This is a genomic window from Sphaerospermopsis sp. FACHB-1094, assembly GCF_014696195.1.
Classification (GTDB): Bacteria; Cyanobacteriota; Cyanobacteriia; order Cyanobacteriales; family Nostocaceae; genus Sphaerospermopsis; species Sphaerospermopsis kisseleviana.
The window spans coordinates 1-17,040 of record NZ_JACJPT010000112.1; the positions used below are offsets into that span (position 1 = coordinate 1).

Below are 17,040 nucleotides of genomic sequence, written 5' to 3' on the forward strand. Positions count from 1 at the left end.
TTAATGCTATTATATCATCAGGATTAATATTTAAAGACCTCTCAAAAATATCACAAGCCTTTTCATAATTTCCCGACTCAGCTAAGGCTTTACCATAGCTATTTAATGCTATTATATTATCAGGATTAATTTTTAAAGACCTCTCAAAAATATCACAAGCTTTTTCATAATTTCCCGACTCAGCTAAGGCTTTACCATAGCTATTTAATGCTATTATATCATCAGGATTAATATTTAAAGACCTCTCAAAAATATCACAAGCTTTTTCATAATTTCCCGACTCAGCTAAGGCTTTACCATAGCTAGTTAATGCTATTATATCATCAGGATTAATTTTTAAAGACCTCTCAAAAATATCACAAGCTTTTTCATAATTTCCCGACTCAGCTAAGGCTTTACCATAGCTAGTTAATGCTATTATATCATCAGGATTAATTTTTAAAGACCTCTCAAAAATATCACAAGCTTTTTCATAATTTCCCGACTCAGCTAAGGCTTTACCATAGCTAGTTAATGCTATTATATCATCAGGATTAATTTTTAAAGACCTCTCAAAAATATCACAAGCTTTTTCATAATTTCCCGACTCAGCTAAGGCTTTACCATAGCTATTTAAAGTTATTATGTTATTAGTTTCAAGTTGTAAAGATTGCTCAAAAAGTACAAAAGCTTTTTCGTAACATTTTAATTTCAATAAAACTTTACTATATGTACTTAATACCTTTAAATTATTTGGTTCAATTTGTAAAGCCTTGTCAAGAATATTTAATGCTTTATCATAATTAGCAACCTGAAATAAAGCACTTCCATAATTTCTCAGAATACTAACATGATTTGGTTCAATTTGTAGAGCTTTTTCAAAAATGGTTAATGCTTCTTTTATTTTATTTAGTTTTCCTAGAGATTGTCCATGAATTTTCAAAGCCTCAATATTATCTGGTTCAATTTCTAAAACTTGTTGAATAATGGCAATAGCTTGTTTACTGTCTCGATTCTTCAGTAAATCGTCAGCTTTGTTAATTAAAGATTGGATATCATGATTATTAATCATAGTTGATTTTTTAAATTTAAAGGAATCCAGGGAATAAATTCCCTGTCTCAAAGCCAAAGTCGGTTAAAACCGACTAGAATCTAGTTTAATTTACTGAGGGAATGTTTGACAATTATATCCTGTAAATACTGATTCTGACATACTTATGCAATCCATGAGCTAGGTAATAAATTCCCTGTCTTAAAGCTAAAGTCGGTTAAAACCGACTAGAATCTAGTGTAATTTACTATTTAACAATCACATCCTGAAAATCTTAAAATCCTGTACTTCGACTTACTTCGACATAGTTCGACTGCGCCCTTCGACACCGCTCAGTACAAGCTCACTAACCGCTCAGTAACCAGATATCCTGATTCAGACAAAAAAATTTTGACTTTTGACTTTTGACTTTTGACTTCCCGAAGGGTGTCCTGATTCAGACAAAAAAATTTTGACTTTTGACTTTTGACTTTTGACTTCCCGAAGGGTGTCCTGATTCAGACAAAAAAATTTTGACTTTTGACTTTTGACTTTTGACTTCCCGAAGGGTGTCCTGATTCAGACAAAAAAATTTTGACTTTTGACTTTTGACTTTTGACTTCCCGAAGGGTGTCCTGATTCAGACAAAAAAATTTTGACTTTTGACTTTTGACTTTTGACTTCCCGAAGGGTGTCCTGATTCAGACAATAACATTAACAGGGGCAAGAATGACAGAAACAACCGCCAATTATGATCAAACATGGAAAGAAGCAATCACCCAATATTTTGAATCATTTATGCAATTCTTTTACCCAAACCTCCACAAAAAAATAGATTGGAGTAAAACCCCCATCTCCCTAGATAAAGAACTAGAACAAATTACCGCATCTAGTCAAACTAAAAAACGTTATGCGGATAAATTGTTTCAAGTGTGGTTATTAAACAATGAAATCATCTGGATTTTGATCCACATAGAGGTACAAAGTCAATATGACAAAGAATTTACCCAAAGAATGTACATCTATAACTATCGTTCCTTTGATTTATTTCATAAACCAGTTATTAGTTTAGCAATTTTAGGGGATGAAGACGCAAAATGGCGACCGAATAGTTATGAATATGGCATAGATGATAGTTTCGTAAAAATGCAATTTAGTATTGTGAAGCTATTAGACTATCAATGGGAAGAACTAACCACCAGTAACAATTTGTTTGCTATAATAGTCATGGCACATCTGAAAACCAAAGCCACGACTAAAGACTTCACGCAACGAGAACAATGGAAATGGAACATAGTCAGACCATTATATCAAAAGGGTTTAACTAGATTTGATATTATCAATTTAGTTAAATTCATTGATAAAATGATGACCTTACCACCACCATTACAAACTACATTCAACCAGAAATTAGAACAACATGAAAAGGAGTTAAATATGCCTTTCCTAAGCACTATTGAAGAAATGGCAGAAGAACGAGGTGAAGCCAAAGGTGAAATCAAAGGTGCTAGAAAAAACTGCCAAAACAATATTATCAAAATTCTGTCCAATAGATTTAATAATGTTCCCGAATTGATGAGCGATTCTCTCAAGAAAATTGAGGATATGACTATTCTGGAAAATCTCCTGTTAGCAAGTATTAGTGTTAATTCTTTGGAGGAATTTCAAAAGTTAATTGATGCAGAATTGCAGCAAAATCAATGATATAATATCCCTGATTACTTCTATTATGAGGAAATCAGGGATTTATCAAATTCCTCATCCTGTAAATCCTAAAATCCTGTACTTCGACTTACTTCGACATAGTTCGACTGCGCCCTTCGACACCGCCCTTCGACACCGCCCTTCGACACCGCCCTTCGACTTCGCTCAGGACAGGCTCAGGACAGGCTCAGGACAGGCTCAGTACAAGCTCACTAACCGTAGTTCGACTCCGCTCACTAACCGCTCAGTAACCAGAAATCCTGATTCAGACAATTATGATTGTTCTGAATTATCATCTTCATCAGTCTTCTTAATTCCCTCTTGGAAATTTCTCAAACTCTTTCCCAATACTCCCCCCAACTCAGGAATTTTCTTGGGTCCAAAAATCAAAATTGCAACTATGGCAATAATTACTACTTCCGGCCATCCTAATCCAAACATAGAATTTTCCTCTTGAGTCACTTTAGGTTAACTATACAATTTATTCTATTCACGGTGAATAACGGGTGGGTGCAACTCATGGAGATAAATGAAAATCTCTAAAACTGCTTTCCCTATTTCTTTAATTTCATTTTCTGCAAACTTTCTCCCAGTTTGTAAGTATTGCTCTAGGGTTTAGTATGTTAGTTAAAAACCGAAAAACCAAAAAACAACCCACCCCGGAGTCGGAATGGGTTAATTTTATTTAAAACGAATTAAGAATTTAGGGTAGACTTAGTAGCGATTGCGACCACCGCCGCCACCACCGTAACCACCACGACCACCACCACCACCGTAACCACCACCACGGTCTTCTTTAGGTCTAGCTTTATTTACTTTTAAGCCACGACCCATCCACTCAGCACCATCAAGTGCTTCAATAGCTGCTGTTTCTTCCGCTTCTGAACCCATTTCTACGAAAGCAAAGCCACGTAAACGGCCTGTTTCCCGGTCAGTGGGGATTTGTACACGCTTTACAGTACCATATTCTGCAAATACAGATGTCAAAGCATCCTGTGTAACTTCATAAGAAAGATTGCCTACGTAAACTGACATATTATGTCTCCAAAATCACGAGTTTGTAGAGATTTAGATTTCGGAGAGCAGTCTGTAAATACCACAAGTAAAAAGCCTGTCAATACTAACAACAAAACGCTAATCGCCGAATTAACTCTCTCCACTATTATTACACATAAATCAAGTTTTTGGAGTAAGACTTTACAAAAATTTCATAAATTTTATCAAAACCTTTGTCAGCCGTTTAAGTTTGGGTAGAGGCTAGTAATTCAAGCTGATAACTGATGGTTATCAAGAAAATCCTGACTACAATCCTTGACATCACCAAGCCTACAACAAATCAATTAGTTTAAACTCGCTTTTCCAAGTATTGCCCAATCATCAACTGCTCACCAGCACGGGAAACAATACTTTGTCGGGTGCGATATTTATCACCGATGAGTTTAATTTCTTCCTCAAATACAGAATTATTGTACTCAGTTCGCAAACACAGAGTTTTCAGACTGGGGAAATAATATTGTGCTGTGACTGGTTTAGTAGTGGCAAAACCGCGATCGCGATACAAAATATTTCCCCAAGCACCAAACACAGTCACACCACTAGCTTCTTTTTTAGCGTTGTGTAAATCTGTACTTTCCCAAGTAACTTTTGCACCACAAGTTAAGCTTTCTAAATCCTGCAAATCATGTAACTGAGCCAGCTTTTGCAATTCATCATCCCCTTGTTGCAAAAAATGAATGGTAATAATACTTACCATTTCCTTGGTTTCTCCTTGGGGTAAAGTGTAATAGCGTCTTTCAGAGCGCCATTCACCTACAGAAGCTTGGAAAAACTCAGCAATTTGCTGTTCATCAGCAGTTAGGGCAATTTTCAGCAGTAATGTCACTTGTTACTTTCCTCACCTAAAAGTCAATGTGTTGCTTTGGTGGTTGCACCTGCAATATTCTATCTGGGATATAAAAGCAAGCTTTGTTTAATATTCTTAATATATACACAAAAACCTGAAAAATACCAGTTCGTTTGGCACATTTTTCATAAATGGCTGGGTAATGAAAAACTCCCAGGAATAAATCATGACTAATTTCCTATTACTTATTGGTGGCAAAATCTTTATACTAACTTTATAATTTTTAGGATTGTCAGCAATTCTATACATCAATATCCATAGGATATGGTGAAAATTCTGTCAGTTTTATTGAGGAAAAAAAGTTATTTGGAATACATAAATAAATAGCTGAATTTTGATTGCTATTTTTGATTATTCATACCTATTCCAAAGTATTGGCTAATAAATGGCTGTAAGAGTGCAAATACTGCCCAAGTGGAGAAAAATTCATGGTTTTGGACCCAAATAAGTCACAAAAACAGGTGAAAACATCAACTCCTATAGTTGTCAGCCCAGTGATCAATAAGCTGATGAATAAGCATAATTTATTCATATTCTGTCTGCTGTTACTGGGATTACTAACAACCAGTTGTGGTTCATTACCAAAAGAATCAGCAGAAGCCCAATCGAAGCGGACTGGTGGTGGAGAACGAGCAAATAGAGAAACATCTGTAGATATAGCGATCGCCCGCACACAAGAACTACGTCCCCCAGCGGACTATATTGGTAACACCACCCCATATCGGACAGTATCAGTGCGATCGCAAGTAGAAGGAAGACTGATATCCTTAAATATGGATGTTGGTGATACAGTCAAACAAGGGCAAATCATCGGCCAGTTAGATGATGTTCTATTGATCACAGCATTACAGCAAGCAGAAGCAGAACTAGCAACCAGCCAATCAGAAGTAGCCAGGGCAATGACCCAAGTAAGTAACGCTCAAACGGAAGTAGAAAAAGCAAAGTTAGAACTCATCCAAGCCCAATCAGACTCCCAAAGACAGCAACAATTATTCAAAGAAGGAGCAATTTCCGAACAAGCAGCCCAACAAGCTCGCACCAAAGCCCAAACAACCCAAAAAGCCCTACAAGCCACTATTGAAAGAGTCCGTACAGAAAAACAAGCCGTAGCAGCTGCCCAAGGTAGAGTATTTGCCCAACAAGCAGTAGTCAAAGCCGCCAAAGAACGCCGTTCCTACTCCCGTTTAATCTCCCCCATCACGGGCGTAGTTACAGAAAAAGTCACAGAACCCGGTAATCTCCTACAACCAGGAAGCGAAGTCTTAAAAATTGCTGACTTGAGTCGAATTAAAGTAGTAGTTCAAGTTTCTGAATTAGAACTAGCAAAAATTCAAGTAGGGCAATCTGTACAAGTGCGTTTAGATGCCTTCCCCGATCAAAACATCATTGGTAGAGTAGCGCGTATTTCTCCATCTGCTGATCCTACAGCCCGTTTAGTACCCATAGAAGTAGTCATTCCCAACAGTGGCGGGAAAATAGGTAGCGGACTACTAACAAGAGTGAATTTTACAACCCAGACACCACAGCGAGTAGTAGTATCACAAACAGCAATTAATAGCAAAGACAAAGAAACATCAGCAGAAATGAACAACGGCACAATTTTTGTTGTTCAAGAAACTGACGGTAAAACCAAGGTAAAAGAAAAATCGGTAACATTGGGTAAAAAAGTTGATGGTAACGTCGAAATTCTTTCAGGGTTACAACCAGGAGAAAGTTATATTGTTCGCAGTAGTAAGCCATTAAAAGATGGTGAAGTTGTCAAATTATCAATTTTGTCAGAAAAAGATTTAAACAAACCGCAAAGAAAGAACTTGTAAATTTTTTTAGCAGTTTCAACTCTGTCACCTGTCACCTGTCACCTGTCACCTGTCACCTGTCACCTGCTATAAAGATGCAAATCACAAACAACAAAGGCTTTAGTATCAGCGCCATTTCTATCCGTCAGCATATTGGTACATTGATGCTGACCTTAGCAGTAATTGTCATTGGTTTATTTTTCATTATTCGTTTACCTGTAGATTTACTGCCATCTATTACCTATCCTCGTATTGGTGTGATAATAGAAGCACCGGGAATTTCTCCAGAAGTAGCAGTTGATGAAATTACAAAACCACTAGAAGAAGCTTTTTCAGCCACAGAAGGAGTAATTCAAGTTTTTTCCCAGACTCGTGAAGGTCAAGTCAGTTTAAATTTATATTTTCAACCAGGGGGAAATATTGATCAAGCACTAAATGATGCTACCGCTACTTTTAACCGAGCGAGAAATAGATTACCAGACACCATAGAAGAACCACGAATCTTTAAATTCGACCCTTCCCAACTACCTGTTTATGAATTTGCGCTCACTTCACCTACACTGAAAAATGTTGATTTGCGCGTTTTTGCCGAAGAAGAATTAGCCCGTGAATTAGGTGTAGTACCAGGAGTTGCAGTTGTAGATGTATCAGGAGGAGTGCAAGAAGAAGTTAGAGTAAATATAGATTTAGATCGTCTCCAAGCTATTGGTGTCGGTTTGACTGATGTGTTAAACGAACTGCAAAATCGTAATCAAGATATATCTGGGGGAAGAATTTTAGGAGCCAATTCTGAACCGTTAACCCGGACAGTGGGACGCTTCAAAAATGCAGAAGAAATTAATAATATTTCCTTTGAAGTATCTGCACCTAATTCAAATATCAAAAATCGTGTTTATTTGCGCGACTTTGCCCAAGTTATTGACGGATCAGAAAAACAAAGATTGTACGTTTTACTCAATGGTCAAGAAGCAGTAAAAGTCAGCATTCAAAAACAAGCAGATGCTAATACTGTCAACGTTGTTGATGGAGTTAAAAAAAGATTACAAGAACTGAAAGAAGCGGGTGTTATTCCTGCGGAAGCAACTTTCACAGGAACTTTAGATGAGTCAATATTTATTCGTAATTCCTTAGCTAATGTGACTTCTTCTGGTTTAATTGGTTCAGGTTTAGCAGCGATCGCTGTATTACTGTTTCTTGGTTCTTTACGGCAAACATTCATTATTGTTCTATCTATACCTTTAGCCACATTAGCAGCTATTATTATGATGGGAATGTTCGGCTTATCCCTGAATATTTTTAGCTTAGGTGGTTTAGCATTAGGAGTGGGAATTGTGGTTGATAATTCCATCGTCATGTTAGAAAATATTGCCGCAGGAATTAATCAAACTAAACTACAAAATCACACATCAGAATTATCAACATCAGCAATTATTCAACAAGCAGAAAAAAGTAGTCGAGAAGTTGAATCAGCTTTACTTGCTTCTACCAGTACAAACTTAGTTGCAGTATTACCATTTTTGCTGATAGGGGGTTTTATATCATTACTATTTAATGAATTAATTCTCACGATTAGTTTTGCAGTAGCAGCTTCAATTTTAATTGCTGTTACTGTTGTTCCCATGTTGACATCACGATTATTAGCTTTACCCTTTTCTAGTTCTTTAAATAATTTTTGGTTTTTCCGGGAATTTAATCGTCGTTTTGATGGAGCAACAAGATTATATAGCAGTTTCCTATCTGGAATATTGCGTTGGCGGTTATTAACAATTGCGATCGCTATCATTTTCTTTGGTGCTGGTAGTGTGTGGATGTCTCCCCAAATTCCCCAAGAAATTCTTCCTCAAATAAACACCGGACAAGCTAGTTTATTTGCTCAATTTCCACCCGGTACACCATTAGAAACTAACCAAAAAGTTATGCAAGTTGTAGATGACATTTTGCGTCAGCAACCAGAAACAGAATATGTCTTTTCTACAGTTGGTGGTTTTCTGTTTGGTGGTAATAGTAATCCTAATCCTTTGCGAAGTTCTAGTACCATTACCCTCAAACCAAACTCAGATATAGAGACTTATATTGAGCGTGTAACTAAAGAATTTAGCAAACTGAATTTAGTAGATATTCGACTGCGTTTAGCACCTGGAAGAGTGCGGGGTTTATTTCTTAATAACTCTCCTATTCGTGGTGCTGATGTTGATATAATTTTGCAGGGAAATGATACCAATACTTTAGAAAAAGCAGGACGAGAACTACTAGCAACTTTAGACGAGAAAATTACTTCAGTCAGATTCCGTCCAGATACAGATCCACGTCAACCTGAAATTCAGATTGTACCTGACTGGGAACGAGTGGCCAATGTGGGTTTAAATACTCAAGATATTGGCGAAACAATTAAAACCGCAATTACAGGTACTGTACCCACCCAATTACAACGCAATAACCGCTTGGTAGATGTGCGAGTAGAATTAAATGAAGAAGCGGTAAAAACAACTTCTCAGCTAGAAAGATTACCCTTATTTGTAGAAGGTAATCAACAAATTAGATTGAGTGATGTAGCGACAATTGTTGAAGGAAAAGCACCCGGAGAAATTCAAAGAATTAACCAGCGTCAAGTCTTTTTAATTGCAGGTAATTTAGCAGAAGGAGCAAGTTTGGGTCAAGCATTAGAGCAAGTAGATGAAGTAATTAAAAATGCCAATTTCCCTGAAGGTGTAAGTCCTTTACCCAGTGCAGCAGCAGAATCAAATCAACAATTACAAAACTCGTTGCAACTTCTAGGAGGGTTAGCAATATTTTTAGTTTTTGTAGTGATGGCTGTACAATATAATTCTCTTGTTGATCCTTTAGTAATTCTGTTTACTATTCCTCTTGCTTTAGCTGGGGGGATTTTTGGACTTTACATCACCGAAACTGCCATTGGTGCAACAGTAATTGTGGGTGCAGTTTTATTAGTAGGTATTGTGGTAAATAACGCCATTATCATGGTAGAATTAGCAAATCAAATTCAGGAACGCGAACAAGTTGATCGTCGCACCGCAATTTTAAAAGCTGCACCTCAACGTTTACGTCCGATTTTAATGACAACAATTACCACAGTTTTAGGGATGTTTCCCCTAGCTTTAGGAGTTGGGGAAGGTTCAGAATTTCTGCAACCATTAGGTGTAGTAGTCTTTTCCGGCTTGTCTTTAGCAACACTGCTCACCTTGTTTATTATTCCTTGTTTTTACACTCTATTGCATGATTTAATTGGTGGCAGTTGGGCAAAACCAGTATTTATCAAGTTGCGGATCTGGAAAAAAAATTTCAAGAAAGCATAATTCGTAATTTGTAGGAGAGAAAATATCCCCGATCTCTTTAAGAAGTCAGGGATCTAAATTTAACCCACATTCCGCACCCTAAACTGTCACACGACGAAGATTGGTCGTTTGGGGATTTGAGATTGGCGAACTGCTTGCAGCAGCGCTTCGCTATCGCCATCTAAGATTTCGACCTTTTTGTATCAAAATTATCCTCAACTTGGCTTAAAAACCGAAATTACCGATTGTGACACTGGGGGTGCGGAATGTGGGATTTAATGCAGTAGTTTGTAAGTAGGTCAACATAATTAAACGTAAAATAGGAAGTGGATAGATCCCCGACTTCTTTAACAAGTCGGGGATCTGGGTATTACGTTTTTTTAGGTTGAGTTACTTAAGCATTCAAATTCTTGCTGACTGCTGAATGATTACACTAATTCTTGATACACGGCTAAAGTTTCTTGATGCACACGGGTAACATTGAGAGATTCTAAATTTTTCTGTGCGCGATATTTCCACATTTTCAAAGTATCTGCGTTACTTAATAAATTTGCTAATGCTTCAGCTAAAGCTAGACTATTTTGAGCAGGAACTAAAAGCCCAGCTTGTCCATGATCCAAAGCTTCTGGGATACCGTCTACCTGTGTAGCGACAATAGCAGTACCAGCTTCTCTAGCTTCTGAAATTACTAAAGGACATGGATCACGGTGAGAAGCAAGGACAAAAATATCACAAGCTAGAAGGTAGCGTTGCGGTTGTGGTTGAAAACCTTCAAAATGAATACGATCAGCTACGGTAGTTGATTTTGCTTGTTCTTCAAATATCTCTCTATCTGGACCATTTCCCACTAAATAAAGATGTGCTGTAGGAAAGTCTAAGGCAATTTTCTCAAAAGCAGTAATTAACTCAGTGATACCTTTACGTTTATACATTCCTGCTACAGTAGCGATCGCTGGATGTTGTAATTTTAAAGGTTGATAATCTGATATGTTACCAGTTCGTGGACTTCCCAAAGTTCCATTGCGTACTACCCGCAATTTATTTTCAGGTATACCACGTCGCACCATCGAAATTTGCACAGCTTTACTAACAGCTATTACCCTTTCAGATAAACCCATCAATAAACTAGCACTCTGGAATTCATTGTGTACAGTGGAAACTAAAGTATACTGATTTCTGAATTTCAAAATTCTTGCTAAAACTATTCCCGTCATCATGTGGGCATGAAGAATATCTGGATGGAATTCTTGCACAATTTTTCGATAACCCACGGCAGCTTTGAGAATATTTATCGGTTGGCGATTCTGGTCTAATTTGTAGTGTTTAACACCAAATTTTTCCAATAATGTTTCATATTCTCCTCCACCGGAAATTACTGCTACATCATATCCAGTTTTTGCTTGTAAACAAGCCAGATCCACAGCCACATTAACGATTCCATTTCCAATTTTCTGAACGTGATTTAATATATGTATAATCCTCATGAGCTTAAAAAATATTCAAATTTGACAGTTTTTTTTACACTGTGGGAGACAGCAGGAAAAGGAAACACAATAAACTCAATATCAATCCAGCATAGAGAATTCAAAAATCAATCTGAATTCATCAATAAAACAGGCTTAATGTTCCGTTTTTAATCTAAATTCTGTAATTCATGTCGCCACAATATATGAACAATACTATTTCTAGTGTTGATGCTCTGTTGTTTATAATTTTTATGTTCTGAACAGCGATATTTCTTCTCAACGATATACAGCATCATAAGATTTTTTATCTTTCCCCAGAAATATATTTTGATTAAATGCAAATTTCAGAGGATGTTTAAAAAAATGTGTTGCAATTCTAGATATTTTCTGCAAATAATGTCTCAAATTTACAAGGGGTCAGTAGGAGGCAGGGAAAGAAAAATTAATTTTTTTCTCCTGATAGGGCAGCTTGGCATCAGCCATACTTCTGATAGTGGAGCTTGGCTTAAGCCTGACTTCTGCCTTCTGACTGCTGACTCCCAGAAATTCTCACCAGGAACTTACATTAAATATCTGGACTATCAGGCAGTTATAGATTTATGATTGATGATCGTGGGTTTTTTTCAAAAAATAACTAGAATATGAACGTGCAAGAAGTAATCCGCTCTATAGAAGCGGAACACCTAAAATCCGATCTACCCGAAATTTATGTAGGTGATACAGTGCGGGTAGGAGTGAAAATTAAAGAAGGCGATAAATACCGAGTCCAACCATACGAGGGAGTGGTAATAGGTAAACGCAATGGCGGAATTAACGAAACAATTACCGTGCGTCGTGTATTTCAAGGTGTAGGCGTTGAGCGAGTATTTTTGCTGCACTCACCCCGCATTGATAACATCAAAGTAGTGCGTCGTGGTAAAGTCAGACGCGCTAAACTATACTACTTGCGTCAATTATCTGGTAAAGCTACCCGGATTAAACAACGGTTTGACCGCGCCCTGTGATGCAGTTAGTCCTGGGAAAAAACCAGGAAACTCAAGCCAAAAGCGGCATCTGCCGCTGACTTGACTTTCTGAAAAAATTAAGTTACACTAAAAAAGGAATTGTGTTAAACTAAAAAAAGTTCAGCGCAATCCCTGAAACAAAGATAGCTTGTGCGCTCTTAGTTCAGTTGGTAGAACGCAGGTCTCCAAAACCTGATGTCGGGGGTTCAAGTCCTCCAGGGCGCGCTCAAAAGCAAAAAATATAGCCCGAAACAAAAACGCATCTGCTAAAATAGCAGCCAGCGTTGATTATTTCGGGTATAATTATTTTTTACTGATAGCTGAATTTGTTTACTGTAAATTGGGTCGAAGCTGTGAATAATTGTCAGCCTTGGTGCAAAATAACAAGGTGAAACGATGTAAGAAACGGGGGGTATAACGACCGTGGCCAAAAAAAACGAAGCAGAAATGCCAGAAGCAGGCAATGGTTTTAGCTTAAACAACTTCTTCCAAGGAACAAAAGAAGAACTGGACAAAGTAGTTTGGCCAAGTCGGAAGCAGTTGGTGAGTGAATCAGCAGCTGTGTTATTAATGGTGACACTTTCCGCGTCTTTGATATATTTGGTCGATGGATTGTTTGCTTGGGCAGCAAAACAGGTATTCTGATGACTTCTGCAACAGACGAACCACGGGATTTGCAGACAGAGGAAGCACTAGGAACAGCGCAAAAAGAAGCCCGCTGGTATGCAGTGCAAGTAGCCTCTGGCTGTGAGAAGCGCGTGAAAACAAATTTAGAGCAACGTATCCAAACTTTTGATGTAGCTGATAAAATTATCCAAGTGGAAATACCCCATACACCAACGGTAAAGATCCGCAAAGACGGGAAACGTCAGCCATCAGAAGAGAAGGTTTTTCCGGGTTATGTTTTAGTTCGGATGGTAATGAGTGACGATACATGGCAAGTGGTAAGAAACACAACCCATGTAATTAACTTTGTCGGTGCAGAGCAAAAACGAGGCAGCGGCCGTGGTCGTGGTCACGTCAAGCCAGTACCTTTAAGTCATTCAGAAGTAGAACGTATATTCAAACAAACGACAGAACAAGAACCAGTAGTCAAAATTGATATGGCTACAGGTGATAAGATAATGGTGCTTTCTGGTCCGTTCAAGGATTTTGAAGGCGAGGTGATCGAAGTTTCGCCAGAACGGAGTAAACTAAAAGCTCTACTCTCGATTTTCGGACGAGATACACCAGTAGAATTGGAATTTAATCAGGTACAAAAACAGAGCTAAATCCAAATGGCGAAGAAAGTAGTAGCGGTCATTAAATTGGCCTTAAACGCTGGAAAAGCCAACCCAGCACCACCAGTTGGTCCCGCACTGGGTCAACATGGTGTTAACATCATGATGTTCTGCAAAGAGTACAACGCTAAAACAGCAGACCAAGCTGGAATGGTGATTCCTGTAGAAATTTCCGTGTTTGAAGACCGGAGTTTTACATTTGTACTCAAAACACCCCCAGCATCAGTTTTAATTCGCAAGGCAGCGAAAATTGAACGCGGTTCTGAACAACCCAACAAGAAAAAAGTTGGCAGTATTACCAAAGCGCAGTTACGGGAAATCGCCCAAACTAAACTGCCTGACCTCAATGCTAACGACATTGATGCAGCAATGAATATTGTGGCTGGAACAGCCAAAAACATGGGTGTTACCATCACAGATTAATAGGTGACAGGTGACAGGTGACAGGTGACAGTAAAAAAGAGTAATGAAACCTGATAACTAGCAGCCGACCTATAACAAAATCTAAAATCCAAAATCTAAAATCTAAAATTGTATCGGGGGAGAAGTGAGAAACTTCGAGAACACCCCAGGAGCAAAAAATGGGCAAGAAAATATCACGCCGTTTACAGGCGTTGCTAGAAAAAGTAGAAGATAGGGATTACGCTCCCTTAGATGCGTTAGCTCTGTTAAAAGAAACAGCAACAGCAAAATTTCCCGAAGCCGCAGAAGCGCATATCCGGCTAGGGATTGACCCCAAGTATACAGACCAACAACTGCGGACAACGGTAGCACTGCCCAAAGGTACGGGTCAGGTAGTGCGTGTAGCAGTAATCGCCAGAGGCGAAAAAGTAACAGAAGCCACTAATGCTGGTGCGGATATCGCTGGTTCTGAAGAACTGATTGACGAGATTCAGAAAGGCATGATGGACTTTGACAAACTCATTGCTACTCCTGATGTAATGCCACAGGTAGCAAAACTGGGTAAATTGCTTGGTCCTCGTGGCTTGATGCCATCACCCAAAGGTGGTACAGTAACATTTGACGTTGCCAGTGCGATCGCCGAATTTAAAGCTGGTAAATTAGAATTTCGTGCTGATCGGACAGGCATTGTTCATGTTATGTTTGGTAAAGCATCATTTACCCCTGAAGATTTGTTAGTCAACCTCAAAGCATTGCAAGAGACAATTGACCGTAACCGTCCTTCAGGAGCAAAAGGCCGTTATTGGCGTACATTCTACGTCTCTGCTACAATGGGTCCTTCAATTAAAGTTGATATCAACGCCCTCAGAGATTTAAAAGTAACTGACGCTGCATAATTAGGTAATTGGTAATGGGTAATTGGGAATAGGTGAATATAAACCAATGACCAATGACTAAATACCAATGACCCTGAAACGAGACGCAAGCCCCTGACTTTTAGACATGGGGATAAGTCGATAGCGACCTTAGTCGCATTAAAACGATTGACTGGCTTTAGCCACAGTGGTATAATAGTGAAAAAGTGAGTAAAAAAACCATCTACGTGAAGAAACATCCTAGTGCGGAGAAATCCCGGCAACGGACATATCCAACTTGATTTGGAATAGTTAAAGGGCAAATAATGGCAGGATGTTGAGCGTACCTAACTGGCATTGTGATGGACTCACCAAAGCAAAAAAAAGTAAGCGCAATTGCAATACCTTTTGTCCTGGTAGTTGTTTTGAGCGTGTAGGGTGTTTTTGCCAGCACCATTGAAAGTCAGTTTATGGACTCTTCAAGAATCCCCCGGCTTTAGACGTGGGGAGTGTCAATAAAATTTAATAAAGCCGGAGACAGCAGGTGCTAATAGCTTAAATATCCTGCCGAGGTTGTAATTTTAAGTGACTGAAGTTTGCTCAAAAAAAGTTTGAGAACTACAGCATTAAAAATACTACTGTGAAACCCCGGCAAAGATAGCTGGGGTTTGTTGTTTTTGGCGCGTCAGTAAACAGGGGACTGGTGACTGGGGACTGGTGACTGGTGACTGGTGACTGGTGACTGGGGAGATAAGAAGATGAGGACATGGGGAGATGGGGAAGAAATATTGACCTTCTGACTCCTGACTCCTGACTCCTGCCTTTTGCCAATGTTCACTAATTAAGATTTTGCCCTTGGAGGTGAGATAAGCATGGGTAGAACGTTAGAAAACAAGAAAGAAATAGTAGCTGACCTGAAAGGGACTTTAAACGAGTCAACTTTAGCACTCGTAATTGACTACCAAGGTCTAACAGTTGCCGAAATTACAGACTTAAGGCGGCGTTTACGTCCTAGTGGCGCTGTTTGTAAGGTGACTAAAAACACCTTTATGGGCATTGCCATTCAGGAAGATGAGCAATGGAAACCAATGTCAGAACTGCTCAAAGGTTCTTCAGCCTTTGTGTTAGTTAAAGATGATTTATCAGCAATTAAAGCCTACCAGGAATTCCAAAAAGCCACCAAGAAGACAGAACTTCGTGGCGGTGTCATGGAAGGGCGCTTGTTGAAAGAAGCGGATGTCAAGGCCTTAGGAGACTTGCCATCTAAGGAACAACTTATGGCGCAAATTGCTGGAGCTATCAACGCTTTGGCTACCAAGGTGGCTGTGGGTATCAACGAAGTTCCAAGTTCTTTGGCTCGTGCTATTCAAGCTGTCTCTGATAAAGACAAAGACGGCGCTGAAGCTGCTGCTGAATAACAATTTTTCATTAGTTAAATGCTGTTAGTTAAAACCAGTATCTAATAACTAATGACAACTGACAAAAAACAAATCAAAATTCTTTAGGAGTTCTATCAATGTCTACTGCAACCGATCAAATTTTAGAACAGTTAAAATCTTTGACCTTATTAGAAGCTGCGGAATTAGTTAAGCAAATTGAAGAAGCTTTTGGTGTAAGTGCTGCTGCTCCTGCTGGCGGCATGATGATGATGGCTGCTCCTGGTGCTGCTGCTCCTGCTGAAGCTGTTGAAGAGAAGACCGAATTTGATGCTATTCTCGAATCTGTACCCGCTGACAAGAAAATTGCAGTTCTCAAGATTGTCCGTGAAATCACTGGTTTGGGTCTAAAAGAAGCTAAAGACTTAGTGGAAGCTGCTCCTAAACCCGTCAAAGAAGGTGTTAATAAGGAAGCTGCTGAAGACATCAAGAAACGCATTGCTGAAGCTGGTGGTACTGTAACCATCAAGTAATTTGTAATTGTAAATTATTTAGGGTGAGCTATTCTTTTAGCTTGCCCTAACAACTGGTTAAAAATTATTCTATGTTTTGTCTGTCAAAATTATTAGGCTGTTATTAATGTTCTTGCTTGCGTATAGTTAGGGTTTGCTGAAAAAGTTATCTGTGAAGGACCAGTGACAGGTGACAGGTGCTACGCCACGGTGACAGTTTCAATAGTTGGATAGGAACGATTTTTTCTTGAAGTAGGAATTAAGTGCAAGGTTTTTCAGTTGCCACCTCATAAAAGCTGGCACTTTTTGAAAGCACTTCGGCTTACTTCGACTTACTTCGACTGCGCCCTTCGACACCGCCCTTCGACACCGCCCTTCGACACCGCCCTTCGACACCGCTCAGGACAGGCTCAGGACAGGCTCAGGACAGGCTCAGGACAG

Annotated in this window: 17 protein-coding genes, 1 tRNA gene and 1 other annotated feature; of the genes, 11 read left to right on the forward strand and 7 right to left on the reverse strand. The window is 38.9% G+C overall.

Annotated features, from left to right (window positions below; genetic code table 11):
* On the reverse strand, positions 1–1,051 hold a 1,051-nt coding region (locus H6F47_RS22740; protein WP_190651143.1), incomplete at its 3' end, for a tetratricopeptide repeat protein.
* A 687-nt stretch (positions 1,052–1,738) separates the two neighbouring features.
* On the opposite strand from H6F47_RS22740, the gene H6F47_RS22745 reads away from it, so the two are divergent.
* Positions 1,739–2,713: a hypothetical protein gene (locus tag H6F47_RS22745; RefSeq protein ID WP_137668546.1), complete on the forward strand. Its 975-nt coding sequence runs from the start codon at positions 1,739–1,741 to the stop codon at positions 2,711–2,713.
* 273 nt (positions 2,714–2,986) lie between these two features.
* Here H6F47_RS22745 and tatA read toward each other — a convergent pair whose 3' ends face one another.
* The 3 genes from tatA to H6F47_RS22760 all read right to left on the reverse strand — a co-directional run bounded on the left by tatA (position 2,987) and on the right by H6F47_RS22760 (position 4,595).
* Complete coding sequence (gene tatA, locus H6F47_RS22750; RefSeq protein ID WP_137668545.1) at positions 2,987–3,154, reverse strand: twin-arginine translocase TatA/TatE family subunit; 168 nt, start codon at positions 3,152–3,154, stop codon at positions 2,987–2,989.
* 273 nt (positions 3,155–3,427) lie between these two features.
* On the reverse strand, positions 3,428–3,748 hold the full coding sequence (locus tag H6F47_RS22755) for an RNA-binding protein (RefSeq protein ID WP_096566830.1): 321 nt from the start codon (positions 3,746–3,748) through the stop codon (positions 3,428–3,430).
* A gap of 310 nt (positions 3,749–4,058) precedes the next feature.
* Entirely contained in the window at positions 4,059–4,595 is a 537-nt protein-coding gene (locus H6F47_RS22760; RefSeq protein ID WP_137666267.1) for a phycobiliprotein lyase, read from the reverse strand.
* Between the two features lie 449 nt (positions 4,596–5,044).
* On the opposite strand from H6F47_RS22760, the gene H6F47_RS22765 reads away from it, so the two are divergent.
* Positions 5,045–6,433 (forward strand): efflux RND transporter periplasmic adaptor subunit, encoded by a 1,389-nt coding sequence (locus H6F47_RS22765; protein WP_096566826.1) that lies wholly within the window; start codon positions 5,045–5,047, stop codon positions 6,431–6,433.
* Between the two features lie 74 nt (positions 6,434–6,507).
* Entirely contained in the window at positions 6,508–9,726 is a 3,219-nt protein-coding gene (locus H6F47_RS22770; RefSeq protein ID WP_137666266.1) for an efflux RND transporter permease subunit, read from the forward strand.
* A gap of 407 nt (positions 9,727–10,133) precedes the next feature.
* On the opposite strand, the gene H6F47_RS22775 is transcribed toward H6F47_RS22770, so the two are convergent.
* Positions 10,134–11,189 (reverse strand): glycosyltransferase, encoded by a 1,056-nt coding sequence (locus H6F47_RS22775; protein WP_096566822.1) that lies wholly within the window; start codon positions 11,187–11,189, stop codon positions 10,134–10,136.
* A 149-nt stretch (positions 11,190–11,338) separates the two neighbouring features.
* Positions 11,339–11,467 (reverse strand): hypothetical protein, encoded by a 129-nt coding sequence (locus H6F47_RS28655; protein ID WP_272109576.1) that lies wholly within the window; start codon positions 11,465–11,467, stop codon positions 11,339–11,341.
* A 345-nt stretch (positions 11,468–11,812) separates the two neighbouring features.
* Between H6F47_RS28655 and rplS the strand changes: the two genes are divergently transcribed.
* From rplS to rplA, 6 genes are all read left to right on the forward strand, one after another.
* Positions 11,813–12,175, forward strand: a complete 363-nt coding sequence (gene rplS / locus H6F47_RS22780) for a 50S ribosomal protein L19 (protein WP_096566817.1) — start codon at positions 11,813–11,815, stop codon at positions 12,173–12,175.
* A 152-nt stretch (positions 12,176–12,327) separates the two neighbouring features.
* A tRNA-Trp gene (locus H6F47_RS22785) sits at positions 12,328–12,400 on the forward strand.
* Between the two features lie 198 nt (positions 12,401–12,598).
* Entirely contained in the window at positions 12,599–12,820 is a 222-nt protein-coding gene (gene secE / locus H6F47_RS22790; protein WP_096566815.1) for a preprotein translocase subunit SecE, read from the forward strand.
* Complete coding sequence (nusG, locus tag H6F47_RS22795; protein WP_096566813.1) at positions 12,820–13,446, forward strand: transcription termination/antitermination protein NusG; 627 nt, start codon at positions 12,820–12,822, stop codon at positions 13,444–13,446. The genes secE and nusG overlap by 1 nt, the downstream gene beginning before the upstream one ends.
* A 6-nt stretch (positions 13,447–13,452) precedes the next feature.
* Positions 13,453–13,878 carry a 50S ribosomal protein L11 gene (rplK, locus tag H6F47_RS22800; RefSeq protein WP_096566811.1) on the forward strand — a complete coding sequence of 142 codons (426 nt, stop codon included), beginning with the start codon at positions 13,453–13,455 and terminating at the stop codon, positions 13,876–13,878.
* Between the two features lie 158 nt (positions 13,879–14,036).
* Positions 14,037–14,753 carry a 50S ribosomal protein L1 gene (gene rplA / locus H6F47_RS22805; protein WP_096566809.1) on the forward strand — a complete coding sequence of 239 codons (717 nt, stop codon included), beginning with the start codon at positions 14,037–14,039 and terminating at the stop codon, positions 14,751–14,753.
* 471 nt (positions 14,754–15,224) lie between these two features.
* Positions 15,225–15,393: a sequence feature (ribosomal protein L10 leader region), on the forward strand.
* Here the strand turns inward: rplA and H6F47_RS22810 are convergent.
* A complete protein-coding gene (locus H6F47_RS22810) occupies positions 15,330–15,479 on the reverse strand; it encodes a hypothetical protein (RefSeq protein WP_190651146.1) in 150 nt (49 codons plus the stop codon). Its footprint overlaps the feature before it by 64 nt.
* 104 nt (positions 15,480–15,583) lie before the next feature.
* Here H6F47_RS22810 and rplJ point away from each other — a divergent pair, with 104 nt between their 5' ends.
* Together rplJ and rplL are read left to right on the forward strand one after the other, a co-directional pair.
* On the forward strand, positions 15,584–16,129 hold the full coding sequence (rplJ, locus tag H6F47_RS22815; RefSeq protein ID WP_096566807.1) for a 50S ribosomal protein L10: 546 nt from the start codon (positions 15,584–15,586) through the stop codon (positions 16,127–16,129).
* Positions 16,130–16,227: 98 nt separating this feature from the next.
* On the forward strand, positions 16,228–16,620 hold the full coding sequence (rplL, locus tag H6F47_RS22820; protein ID WP_096566805.1) for a 50S ribosomal protein L7/L12: 393 nt from the start codon (positions 16,228–16,230) through the stop codon (positions 16,618–16,620).
* Positions 16,621–17,040: the final 420 nt, after the last annotated feature.